Genomic DNA, 11,983 nt, shown 5'->3' with positions numbered 1-11,983 from the left:
CCATGCAAACTGAATTCATTTATTTAGCTTATTTGGTCGCCGCCGTACTGTTCATTCTTGGTATCAAAGGCCTCACCAAACCTCGAACTGCGGTAAAAGGTAACCAGTTATCTGCGTTGGGTATGCTGATTGCTGTTGTGGTGACCTTGTTCGACCAAAACATCTTAAGTTTCCAATGGATCATTGCCGGCGTCATTATTGGTGGCGTGATTGGTGCGACCATGGCGACGAAAGTACAAATGACCGCGATGCCGCAAATGGTAGCGGTACTGAACGGTTTTGGTGGCGGCGCATCCTTGGCGGTTGCCTTGGCTAATTTCTACGGTTTAAACCATGATTTGGTGCCCATGATATCCATCTCGGCAACTGTACTCATTGGCGCCGTCACCCTATCGGGCTCCTTCGTGGCGTACGCAAAGTTACAAGAGCTTATTTCTGGTAACCCGATTGCGGTTCCCGGCAACAAGGTGTTGAATGCCGTGCTGTTGATTGCAGCCATTGGTTTGAGCATAGCCATTGTTAACGAGCCAACGAATACCGCCCTAATGGTGGCCTTAGTGGCGGTTGCTATCGTGTTAGGTTTGGTATTGGTGATTCCCATTGGTGGCGCTGATATGCCGGTGGTTATTGCCCTGTTAAACTCATACTCGGGTATTGCCGCCGCGACCGCTGGCTTTATCACCAACAATACGGTGTTAATCGTTTCCGGTTCACTGGTGGGGGCCTCCGGTCTGATCTTAACAAGCATTATGTGTAAAGCCATGAATCGTAGCCTGACCAATGTGCTATTTGGGGTTATGGGTGAAGTAGGTGAAACCGTTGATGCCGATGAAGTGTATGCCGGTAAAGTGAAATCCTCCTCACCGGAAGAAGTGGCCATGCTGCTTGAAACCGCCGAACGCGTGGTTATCGTACCGGGCTACGGTCTGGCGATGGCGCAAGCACAACACGCCGTTCGCGATCTTGCCAACGTGTTGGAAGAGCGCGGTACCGAGGTTCAATACGCCATTCACCCGGTTGCGGGGCGTATGCCTGGGCACATGAACGTGTTGCTTGCTGAAGCCGAAGTGCCTTACGAGCAGCTGGTTGAGATGGACACCATCAACCCTCAATTCGAGCAAACCGATGTGGCTATTGTGATTGGCGCTAATGACGTGACCAACCCAATGGCAAGAGAAGACAAAGGCTCGCCAATCTACGGCATGCCCATTCTAAACGTGGATAAAGCCAAAACCGTGGTGGTGGTGAAACGTTCTCTAAGCCCTGGTTTTGCTGGATTACCAAACCCGCTGTTTGCTAAAGATAACGCCCTAATGCTATTTGGCGACGGCAAGAAAGCCATTGTTGATTTGTCAGCCAGTCTAAAAGAAGCCGATTAACAGCTGAGTAAACTTTTTTACTCTTTAGAAACCGAAGCTTAACGCTTCGGTTTTTTATTTGTTAACAGATGGTGAGGATTTCTAGACCAAGAACACTCTTTTAACCACTTTTCGATATCATTCACAAAACAGCACATTCACAAGCGCTCAAACTTCCATTTGCCCAGCAAATTAGGCAGAATCGCCGCTCCTTACAAGGGGTAGTAGGCACATAGATGCCTTTTTATATTATAAATAAGTGAGTCCTTATGACAGCCATTGTAAAAAGAGAGCTGAGCAAAGGCATTTGGTCCATCGTAGTTGAGCACTGCCAAGTCTCTGAATTTGAGCTGCGCAAGCAGTTGCACAAGGAAGGCTTTAACATTTTGTCGAGTACTTTCGACAATGACAATAATCTAATCATGGTAGCCAATACCACTCGTCCTCCGGAAGGTGACTTCACAAAGATTGAGTTGGGTAATGGTAACGTTGCGGTAATCTTAGACTTAGAGCAAGCGCTAGCAATAGACGCTCGCACCTTAGTTGAAGAACAAGGCCTAAAAGTACTTTCGGCCACGCTGGACAATACTAATCAGACAATGATTATGATTGCCTGCGCACGCGCACAGCAACCCATCAGTCTTGGATTAACGCCAGACGTTACTCGCCTTGCCGCGAGTATGGCCTAATCATCAAGCCGTTTAAAAATACCGCAATTGAGTCCACTTAGTTGCGGTTTTTTTTCCCATCAATTCCACCAAAGTCGGTTCAACATAGGTGCCAAACTGCGCCCGTCGCCACGAAAGGTAGCGTTTATTGCTAGGCGTGGTAGCGCCATCACTAAACTCGCGCCGAAATAAATACAGCAACTCTAGCAACTCAGACTTATCAATTGGTTTAACCAGAGTAAGTGCTAACTTAGAAAACTCTGGGTAATCCAGTTGGGCCACTTGCTTTGGGTCGATGCTTAACAGCGGAAGTAACCAAGGAACGCTCCAATGGTTAACGTCGCTATCACGCTTCATCATGGCTAAATTGCGACGATGTATTTGCTGGTTTAACAATGGCCAATCTTGGTGCTGAACCGCAATCCGCCAAGCCACATACAGATCCGCTAAGATTTCCTGTTGGTATAAGGCAACATTAAGGCCCAGTTCACCATCCACTTCAGGAAGCTCAGGCAGTGCGCTAATTTGATTGCGCGCATACACATGGCCTAATTCATGCCAGCGCACCAATTGAGCTTCATCTGCCGCTTCATAGGTGTACCAATCGCTGCCTAACCATTGTTGATACACTTGGTTTCGGTGTGGATTGGCAAGCAGTATCATACCGGCAACGTGTTCGTTATCAAAGACATAGCTTACCGCCTGGCGGTAACCTATGTCCTGCGGCCAGTTGGGGTAGCGCTGCAACAAGTTATGCGCCAATTCATCGGGCAGCAGTTGAACGCATTGCTCAGCGTTTTGAATATTGCATTCAATAACGCGGCGATCATCAATATAGCTAAGATGCATTAAGCCCGCTAACACCGCTAAACTGATCAATTAACGCCCTTGCTCAATTTGTTTGATAATGGCGGTGGTGGAGCAACCGTCTTCAAACCCGAGCACTTTAACCTCTCCACCATTGGCAATGACTTCTTCACCGCCGGCGATTTCTTGGGGTTGATAATCACCGCCTTTAACCAATATATTCGGCAACAATTCTGCAATGACTCGCTGAGGCGTGTCCTCGCTAAACGGGATCACCCAATCAACAGCACCCAGTCCTTCGAGGACCGCCATACGGCGATTAACTGGATTCACCGGCCTGCCCTCGCCTTTTAAGCGCTTCACCGAATCGTCATCATTAACCGCAACAATCAGTCGATCACCTAAGGCTTTGGCTTGCTGCAAATAACTTACATGGCCGGCGTGGAGAATATCGAAACAGCCATTGGTCATGACAACAGTTTCGCCGCGAGCTTGAGCGGCTCGAATGCTTTTAAGCATTTGGCTTTGTGACAGCACCCCTAAATCGGAGCCAGGATTGGCCTGTAAAACCGCGTCTGCAAGTTCCACATCACTCACCGTTGACGTACCCACTTTTGCCACTACGACACCTGCAGCGACGTTGGCCAACATGCAGGCGTCTTTAAGGCTGGAGCCGGCCGCGAGCGACGACGCTAACGTAGCCACTACCGTATCTCCGGCACCGGTGACGTCGTACACTTCCTTGGCCTGTGTTGGAATGTGGTAACTGTCTTGGCCTTGTTGCAGCAAAGTCATGCCATGCTCACTGCGGGTGATTAACAGCGCGCTGAGCTGCAGCTGCTCCATTAATCGCTCGCCTTTTTCGATGAGATCCTGTTCATCGATCACTTTGCCTACGACCCCTTCAAATTCGCTCATATTTGGGGTGAGTACGGTCGCTCCTTGGTAGCGGCTAAAATCGTGACCTTTTGGGTCCACAACCACAGCCACTTGCTGGGATTTAGCCGCCGCAATGAGCGCTTGAGGAGCGGCTAGAGTACCTTTGGCATAATCCGACAACACCAGAACCTTTACGTCGGTCAGCTTATCAGCCCAATGGGCCATCAGTGCTTGCGAGTCTTGCTCAACAAACTCTTGTTCAAAGTCCAGCCGCAGCAGTTGCTGATTACGGGACAACACCCTAAGCTTGGTAATCGTCGGTGCCGAGTCCACCGCCATCAGCGCGGTATTTACGCCAAGCGCTTCAATACCCACCGCCAAGGCTTTGGCGGCATCGTCTTTACCCACCAGTCCCGCCAAGTTGGCTTGACCGCCAAGTGTTGCCACGTTAAAGGCCACGTTTGCCGCACCACCAGGGCGATCATCGAGCTGCTCTACCTTAACAACAGGCACGGGCGCTTCAGGAGAAATTCGAGACGTAGGACCGACCCAATATCGATCCAGCATTACGTCACCAAGAACAAGGACCTTGGCGGTTTCAAAGGCTGGCAATTCAAGCATAATTAACTCGACTTAAAACTTTTTAATAAGTGTGATTAGATTGATTGTACCTAAAAGCCTAATCGATTTAAGCTATAGCAGCTGAAATTTACCAACAGAGTTTAGATAACGTGATAACGAAAGCGCAATTTAGCGCCCAACTGCTGCATCCAAAATACTGGTTAATCTGGTTTTTCGCCGGATTGTTGTGGTTAACCACCCGTTTACCATTACCCATTCAAATGAAAATGGGTGCAGGATTGGGTCGTTTAGTACACCGTTTTTTGAAAAAGCGCGTTCATACCGCCCAGCGCAACTTAGAGCTGTGCTTCCCCGAAATGAGCGAGCAGGAACGACAGCATCTGGTAAAACGCAATTTCGAAGAAACCGGCAAAGCCATTTTTGATTCGGTCAATGCTTGGTGGTGGTCAGACAAACGGGTTCGTCAGCACATGGACATGACCGGCGTTGAGCACATAGAGCAAACACTAAACGACGGCAACGGCGTCGTCCTGTTTGCCGTACACGCACTGTGCTTAGAAATGGGTCCTCGAGTACTCACCCAAGAAAGCGGCGGTTACGGTGTGTTTCGACCCAACGATAATCCGCTATTGGAGTATCTGCAAACCCGAGGTCGGCTCAAATCCGCTAAGGGCATGATCCCGAAGAAAGGCGCTGTACGCGGCATGCTTGAAACCCTGCACATGCCAGACTTAATCTGGTACACCGCCGATCAAGACTTTGGCCCAAGACGCGCCGTTTTCGCACCTTGGTTTGGCGTAGAACAGGCCGCCACCATTACCGCCGCCACCATGCTCGCTAAACAAGGAAACGCTAAAATATTACCTTTTTTTGTGGAGCGCACTGACGGCGATAAAGGCTACCGCGTAGTCATCAGCCCACCGCTAGAGAACTTCCCTGGCGATAACGAGCTGGAAGACGCCAAAACCTGCAACAAAGTGGTGGAGTCCATTATTAGCCAAAACAAAGCCCAATACATGTGGCTGCACCGACGCTTCAAAACTCGCCCAGATGGCCAAGGCTCCCTGTATTAGCGAGTTAGGTTTTAGCTGAAAAGCGGTTGTATAGTCTTCCTTCGAAAAACGCTGTGAATACCTCCTTGTACGCTCGCAAATTCATCCCTGAATTTGAACGTTTTCTGCGGCAGATTATACAACCGCTTTTCTCTAACTAACCTCGAATAACTGGTTCCAAATCGCCTCTACATTGGCCATGGCGTGGTTGACCGAAGGTTCTGATGGAGTTTCGGGAACCGATAGAGTTTTGCGATGGCTAGCGTTGCGCAAGGTACAGTATGCGTTAATCAAGAGTTGCGCTTGCTCAAAGGGTATGATTTCCGTCTCGGCTAGCTGTTCGAAAATACGCACATTGTCTGACCAACGACACAAGCTTAGGTGTGCAGGTGCGTGCGCCAGCACTAAATATTGCGCAATAAACTCGATGTCGGTAATCCCACCCACACCTTGTTTTAGATCAATATCATCGGCGCTGTTTAACAGGTGGTCACGCATTTTTTTGCGCATATCGCGCACTTCTTGTTTTAGCTTTTCCGGCTCAATGCCTTTAGACAGCACTGCAGAGCGAATTCGACTGTAGCGGCCCGCCAGTTCTGGCGCGCCATAAACCACTCGGGAACGAATTAATGCCTGATGCTCCCATACCCAAGCTTCGTTTTGTTGGTAATCGGCAAAGCTATCCAGCTCACTGACCAGTAGGCCTGAGGCACCTGATGGTCGCAAGCGCATATCCACTTCATAAAGAATTCCAGAGGGCGTGCGGGTTGAGAACAAATGCAGAATTCGCTGCGCCAGCTTTAAATAAAAATGCTTCGCATCAATGCTGCGGTCGCTGCCTTGAGTTTGCCCGTCCAACGACTGATGCAAGAAAACCAAATCCAAATCAGAGCCATACCCAAGCTCAATGCCACCGGCTTTGCCGTATGCCGCCACCACAAAACCGGTTTCTCCTTTAGCCAACCCCGGTGGGGTACCGTGGCGCTCGGTAACTTGCTGCCAAGCTTGATTCACCACCTGTTCAATAACCGCTTCGGCTAAAAAGGTTAAGTGATCAGACACTTCCATTAACGGCAAGACGCCGGTTACATCCGCTGCTGCAATTTTCAATTGCTGAGCCAGCTTAAATTGACGCAGCGCTTCCATCTGTCCTTCTAAATCGTCTTCACCAATGCGCAATAGATACTGACGCAACTCACTGGAATACTCATTCAGCGGTGTCGGATTGTACAGCAACACCGGATCAATAAGCTCGTCGAGCAAGAGTGGAAAGCGCGCCAACTGCTCGGTGATCCACGGACTGGCCTGACACAAGCGGAGCAACTGCGCTCGGGCGCCTGGATTTTCCAGCAAAAGCTCTAGGTAAGTCGTGCGGGTTAGAATTTTGTCAAGCACCTGAGTAACCCGTTGCAACACCAAATGCGGCTGTTTATAACTACTGCAGTCTTCGATGATGCACGGCATCAGTTTGTCCAACGTCTCGCGCCCGCGAGCGCCTGTACGACGCTTACTGCTCATGGTTCGCCATTGGCTTAATTGCGCCACAAACGCTTCGCTGTGAGCCAGCACTTCGCTAGCAATGGCTAAGGCCACATCCTCTTGATACGACTGCCAAAGCGACTGACACCAACTGGGTTGTTGTGTGTCGTCGTTGTCATCACCAATGGTGTCTAAGAACACCTGATGAATTTGCTCCATGGCATGATTAATGGCCTTGCGTAACGCTTGACTGTCGTCATAACCGCAACCAATGCACAATCGCGCCCAATCCAGCTCGTTATCTGGCAAGGTTTGAGTTTGCTGGTCGTTAATGGCCTGTAGCAGGTTTTCAACTCGCCGCAGTAAATCGTAATTGTCTTGCAGTTGCTGCTTTTGCAAAGCACTAATTTGCCCCAACTGATGCAGTTGTTGCAGCCCTTTATACAAGCTTTGTGTTCGTAGACTTGGCTCGCGCCCGCCGCGAATGAGTTGCAGGCTTTGCACCGCAAACTCCACTTCGCGAATGCCGCCTTGACCCAGTTTTATGTTATCCGTGAGCTGACGCCGACGAACTTCTTGAGCAATCATTTGCTTCATTTTGCGAAGTGACTCGACGGCGGAAAAATCCAAATAGCGACGATACACAAAGGGTCGCATGAGTTCACTCAGCTCTACTACCGCTTGGTTACGTTCCCCTAACACGCGGCCTTTCACCATGGCATAGCGTTCCCATTCACGCCCTTGCTCTTGATAATAGTCTTCCATGGCTTGAAAACTCACCACTAACGGCCCGGAATCGCCAAACGGCCGAAGGCGCATGTCGACCCGATAACAAAAACCATCCACCGTGACTTGGTGCAATAAATTAACCAGCCGTTGGCCGAGGCGAATAAAGTAGGCTTGGTTTTCGAGGCTGCGTCGCCCTCCTTGGGTATGGCCGTGTTCACCGAAGCAAAAAATCAGGTCAATGTCTGACGAGTAATTGAGTTCGCGACCACCCAGCTTTCCCATTCCGATCACTAATAATTGCTGTTCCACTCCGTGCTCATCCATGGGAATGCCATTAGCCGCCATCATAGTTTTGGTTAACCAGTCGCGGCTTTCTAAAATAATGGCTTGGGCAAGCTCTGAAAGGTGAACAAGACTCTCCCGTAAAGGCGCTAGAGCGCAGAAGTCACGCCACGCAATCAGCACCATTTCTCGATTTCTAAACCGGCGTAGAATCTGCTTAGCTTGATCGTCGTTGCCACAATCGCGAAGTTGGTGGCTTAGCCGCTGTCGATAGTCGAGGTGGCGCTGCGGTTTGAACAGTTCGCCGTCAATCAACATGGCTTCAATCCACTCAGGACGGCGTATCAGTTGATTGGCAACAAAGTCGCTGCAACTTAAGATTTGTTCCAATAATTGGCATTGGGAAGCGCTTAATACTTGCTCTGGAGCTTGCCATTTTTCAGTAAGTTGCTGCCAATACTGTTGTTTTACCTTAGTAACAATCTGTAATTGTTGCTTGTTGCCGGCGGCATCAATGGCCATAATAACGTCCTAAGAATAAAGCTTGGTTATACTTTAACGACCCAAAGTGTCCAAATACTTTACCATTAATGGAGCAGGCATGGCAGCGAAGCTAGCACGAGTTTTTGTCATCATCAGCGCGCTATTGATCAGTGGCTGTGGCGACGATAGACCTGAAAAAATAAGCCATTATCAACAGCAATCGGAACAACGCATCGCCCGCTTGGGGCAAATGATTGACAAAGGCGAAATACGCAACGCCATGTTGCTCAATCAATACAGCCAAGTACTGGCCCAAAGCCGTCCAGAGCTGGCACCGCTGTTAAGCCAGCTGCAATTAGACGCCACCACCCAAGGGCCTCTATTTCAGCAACTAGTAACCCGCTATCAAGAGTTGGGCGATTCGGCAAACTTTATCGACTTAGATGAGCAACTTGCCGAAGCCTACGAATTAACATTGGCGGCGGACCCGAACAGTTATAATGATTTACTGTCGGACCCAGTTAATGTAATTGCCGATATGTCTAATGGCGCACTCGCACGTGTTAATTCGGTCAGCAAAGCCGCCAGTATGGCCGCTAATGGCGCCGAAGATTTTGGTGCCGGCAGTCAGTTGGTCGGAAACCCAGCTTATGGTTCGTGGGAAAGCGGCTCTAATGGCATGTCATTTTGGCAATGGTACGGCATGTACGCCATGTTCTCTAATTTAACCAACCCTGTGCGCTACGATCGCTGGAGTCGTAACCGCGATTACAGCTATTACGGCGACTATGGCCGTAAACGTTACAGCTCGCCAAAACAAGTGCGAACGCAACAGAAAACGTTTTCACGAGACAAGAATTTTGGCAGCCCTTACGCTCGCACCAAAACCGGAAGCAGCGGTTTATCGCGCTCTAGCCAAGTAGCTCAACAAACCAAAAATCGTCCAAGCAGCGCCTCTAAGTTTCGCTCTAATTATGCCAAAGGCAGCAGCAACGGTTTTCGTAACAGTAATAAAAGAACAACTCGCAGCACTCGCCGCGGTAAATAACAGAAAGGATTTCAAATTATGTTGAATCACATGGGTATCTCATCTGACCTGGCGGTGATTTTGGTAATCGACCTTATCGTGGCCATTGCTCTACTGACCTTGATGCGATTTCTACAAGGTTGGTATAGCCGCGTTAACAGCACCAAAGAATTAGCAGAGAAAGACAACTTCGCCTTTGGTATCAGTACCGCCGGCGCAGTGCTGGCATTAAGTATTGTGCTTACAGGCGCAATTAGCGGTGAAGCGGCCGAGTCGTTTGTAATAGAGTTCATCGGCATGAGCATCTACGGCATTTGTGGCCTGTTGCTGATTAAAATGGGACGCTGGTTACACGACAAAGTAGCGCTCAACAAGATCGATAAACCGGGCCTTATTATCGAGGGCAACAAAGCCGTCGCCATTGTCGATGCTTGCGTAGCCATAGCCACCGCCATCATTATTCGCGCTAACTTAATTTGGGCAGAAGGGCTTGATGTTAATACCTTTATTGCCATTTTCACCGGTTTTATTGTGACCCAGCTGATGTTGGTTACCATGACCCGAGTGCGGGATTATCAGTATCAACGTCGTAATCCAAACGGCAGCTTGCAACACGCCTTAGAACAGGGGCAAATTGCGCTGGCTATCCGTCATGGTGGCTACCTCATTGCGCTCGCCATTACCTTTAATTCTGCAAGCTACTTTGTTGAGTTTAACCCCTATAGCTATCTGTCGAACATTGCCGGTTGGTTTAGCTATTCGCTCATCATGTTGGTCATTCTTTTACTGGTGCTGCCGGTTGCTAAACGTTTGGTGCTCGCCGGAATTAATCTGACTCAAGAAGTGGATCAACAGGAAAACATTGGTGTTGCCGCTATTGAATTATCCATTAGCATTGGTATTGCCCTTATTTTGGCTGCCTTAATGGTATGACCCAGCGCCATTTAGGAAAACTTGATGATGCCCTATTGTTGGGCATCATGACCATTCTCGCCGGCTGCGGCCTCATCTACGAATACCTCCTCTCCCATTATGCGGGTCGCATTTTGGGCGCTATGGAGGCGGCCATTTTCACCATGATTGGCTTAATGATTGTGTCGATGGGGTTAGGAGCGTTTGCTGCGCGCAAGGTGCGTTGTGCCTTTAGCGGTTTTGCGGTGTTGGAATTGTCGGTGGCCATTTTAGGCTCAATCGCCATTTTACTTACCGCCGCCATCATCGGCGCAACCCAAATCTTGCCAAGCCTAATTGCCGACACCTATGGGCTTCCACAAGAAATGGCGCCCAGCGGTGGCTTATTAGCGACGGCGCAAAAGTGGGCGCAATATTTGCCCTATGTGTGGGGGGTAATTCTTGGTTGGCTGATTGGTATGGAAATTCCGCTGATTGCTAGAGTCCGCCAAGATCTGGCCAGCGAGCATCTTAAGCATAATGCGGGCACCATTTATGGCGCCGACTACATAGGCGCCGGTATCGGAGCGGCTATTTGGGTTATCTGGATGCTGACCATTGATACCCAAACCGCTGCCGCCATGACTGCAACCGTGAACTTGATTGCCGGCTTGGTCTTTTTATGGCGTTATTGGAGCTACATTCGTCGTCCTAGATTGCTACTGCTGGGGCATGGCTTAGCCGCGATATTGCTGGCTACTCTTGCGCTGCAAGGCCCAGATTGGCAACGTCAATTTAATAATCTGCTGTATCAAGACAAAGTGGTGTTCCAACAAGCCACCCGCTTTCAACAAATGGTGCTCACCGAGCGTCAAATGGGCGCCCAAACCAACACCGTCTATTCGCTTTATTTAAACGGAAGGCTGCAGTTTAGTAGCCAAGACGAGCACGTATATCACAGCTTTTTAGTGCACCCAGCCATGGCTGCAAGCCCCCGTCACGACAACATATTGATCATTGGTGGAGGCGACGGCTTAGCCTTAAAGCAAGTGCTGAAATGGCAACCTAAGCAAGTCACTTTGATGGATCTTGACCAACAGTTAGTGAACACCTTTGCCCACCCCGAACGTTATTTTTCTATAGGTGTAGCCAAAGCTATTACCCACTTAACCGGCGATGCCCTTAACGATCCGAGAGCAAAAGTAATATACGCCGATGCCTTTAACGGCGCCGACGACTTAATTCGACAACAACGCTTTTACGACACCATCATTGTGGATCTGCCGGATCCAAGCCACCCAGACATTAACAAAGTGTATAGCGACCAGTTTTACGCCAAGCTTAAACATCTGCTCAATGCCGATGGGGTTATCGCGGTGCAATCCACATCGCCCTACCATGCTCGCAAAGCGTTTATTTCTGTAGCGAAGACGCTTGATGCTGCTGGGTTTAGCGCGGTTCAACAATACCACCATAATGTGCCTAGCTTTGGAGAGTGGGGATGGAGCATAGCCACCAAAACCGGTCCATCGCCACAACAACGGTTATCGGCACTTTCTGAGTGGCCTAAAATAAATGAAGCGTGGCTGACACTTGATATGGTTCACGCCTCATTTGCCTTTCCTGGCGATTTTTACTGGGATAAACAAGCAATTAAAGTGAACCATTTTGGATCAAACCAACTCTATCAATATCATCAGCAAGCCTGGGCAAAAGGCCAAGGATTAAATTTCAACGAATAGATGC

9 protein-coding genes are annotated in these 11,983 nt (G+C 49.3%); 6 read left to right on the top strand and 3 right to left on the bottom strand.

The features are described from left to right. The first annotated feature begins 2 nt into the window (after positions 1-2). Both CLC91_RS01840 and CLC91_RS01835 read left to right on the top strand, forming a co-directional pair. Positions 3-1,379, top strand: a complete 1,377-nt coding sequence (locus CLC91_RS01840; RefSeq protein ID WP_095497249.1) for an NAD(P)(+) transhydrogenase (Re/Si-specific) subunit beta — start codon at positions 3-5, stop codon at positions 1,377-1,379. A 248-nt stretch (positions 1,380-1,627) separates the two neighbouring features. Further along, positions 1,628-2,047 carry a hypothetical protein gene (locus CLC91_RS01835; RefSeq protein WP_095497248.1) on the top strand — a complete coding sequence of 140 codons (420 nt, stop codon included), beginning with the start codon at positions 1,628-1,630 and terminating at the stop codon, positions 2,045-2,047. A 12-nt stretch (positions 2,048-2,059) separates the two neighbouring features. On the opposite strand, the gene CLC91_RS01830 is transcribed toward CLC91_RS01835, so the two are convergent. Together CLC91_RS01830 and hldE are read right to left on the bottom strand one after the other, a co-directional pair. Then, complete coding sequence (locus tag CLC91_RS01830) at positions 2,060-2,905, bottom strand: hypothetical protein (protein ID WP_095497247.1); 846 nt, start codon at positions 2,903-2,905, stop codon at positions 2,060-2,062. After that, the gene (gene hldE, locus CLC91_RS01825; RefSeq protein ID WP_158220669.1) at positions 2,906-4,333 is read right to left on the bottom strand and encodes a bifunctional D-glycero-beta-D-manno-heptose-7-phosphate kinase/D-glycero-beta-D-manno-heptose 1-phosphate adenylyltransferase HldE; all 1,428 of its coding nucleotides are present in this window, start codon (positions 4,331-4,333) and stop codon (positions 2,906-2,908) included. It abuts the gene before it with no gap. A 110-nt stretch (positions 4,334-4,443) separates the two neighbouring features. Here hldE and lpxL point away from each other — a divergent pair, with 110 nt between their 5' ends. Further along, a complete protein-coding gene (lpxL, locus tag CLC91_RS01820) occupies positions 4,444-5,367 on the top strand; it encodes an LpxL/LpxP family Kdo(2)-lipid IV(A) lauroyl/palmitoleoyl acyltransferase (protein WP_095497245.1) in 924 nt (307 codons plus the stop codon). Positions 5,368-5,499: 132 nt separating this feature from the next. On the opposite strand, the gene glnE is transcribed toward lpxL, so the two are convergent. Further along, positions 5,500-8,358: a bifunctional [glutamate--ammonia ligase]-adenylyl-L-tyrosine phosphorylase/[glutamate--ammonia-ligase] adenylyltransferase gene (gene glnE, locus CLC91_RS01815; protein WP_095497244.1), complete on the bottom strand. Its 2,859-nt coding sequence runs from the start codon at positions 8,356-8,358 to the stop codon at positions 5,500-5,502. Positions 8,359-8,437: 79 nt separating this feature from the next. Here glnE and CLC91_RS01810 point away from each other — a divergent pair, with 79 nt between their 5' ends. The 3 genes from CLC91_RS01810 to CLC91_RS01800 are packed head-to-tail and all read left to right on the top strand — an operon-like array spanning position 8,438 to position 11,979. Further along, the gene (locus CLC91_RS01810) at positions 8,438-9,367 is read left to right on the top strand and encodes a hypothetical protein (RefSeq protein ID WP_095497243.1); all 930 of its coding nucleotides are present in this window, start codon (positions 8,438-8,440) and stop codon (positions 9,365-9,367) included. An 18-nt stretch (positions 9,368-9,385) separates the two neighbouring features. After that, entirely contained in the window at positions 9,386-10,279 is an 894-nt protein-coding gene (locus CLC91_RS01805; RefSeq protein WP_095497242.1) for a DUF350 domain-containing protein, read from the top strand. Further along, a complete protein-coding gene (locus tag CLC91_RS01800) occupies positions 10,276-11,979 on the top strand; it encodes a polyamine aminopropyltransferase (protein ID WP_095497241.1) in 1,704 nt (567 codons plus the stop codon). The genes CLC91_RS01805 and CLC91_RS01800 overlap by 4 nt, the downstream gene beginning before the upstream one ends. Positions 11,980-11,983 lie beyond the last annotated feature (4 nt).

The organism is Paraferrimonas haliotis, from assembly GCF_002282895.1.
Taxonomy (GTDB): Bacteria; Pseudomonadota; Gammaproteobacteria; order Enterobacterales; family Shewanellaceae; genus Paraferrimonas; species Paraferrimonas haliotis.
Note: the sequence above shows the minus strand (reverse complement) of the source record. Positions and strands in the feature narration are given on the sequence as shown.

Coding starts and splice junctions, on each gene's coding strand:
- hldE (WP_158220669.1), bottom strand. CDS start 4,333: ATGCTTGAATTGCCAGCCTTTGAAACCGCCAAGGTCCTTGTTCTTGGT.
- CLC91_RS01800 (WP_095497241.1), top strand. CDS start 10,276: ATGACCCAGCGCCATTTAGGAAAACTTGATGATGCCCTATTGTTGGGC.
- glnE (WP_095497244.1), bottom strand. CDS start 8,358: ATGGCCATTGATGCCGCCGGCAACAAGCAACAATTACAGATTGTTACT.
- CLC91_RS01840 (WP_095497249.1), top strand. CDS start 3: ATGCAAACTGAATTCATTTATTTAGCTTATTTGGTCGCCGCCGTACTG.
- CLC91_RS01835 (WP_095497248.1), top strand. CDS start 1,628: ATGACAGCCATTGTAAAAAGAGAGCTGAGCAAAGGCATTTGGTCCATC.
- CLC91_RS01810 (WP_095497243.1), top strand. CDS start 8,438: ATGGCAGCGAAGCTAGCACGAGTTTTTGTCATCATCAGCGCGCTATTG.
- CLC91_RS01805 (WP_095497242.1), top strand. CDS start 9,386: ATGTTGAATCACATGGGTATCTCATCTGACCTGGCGGTGATTTTGGTA.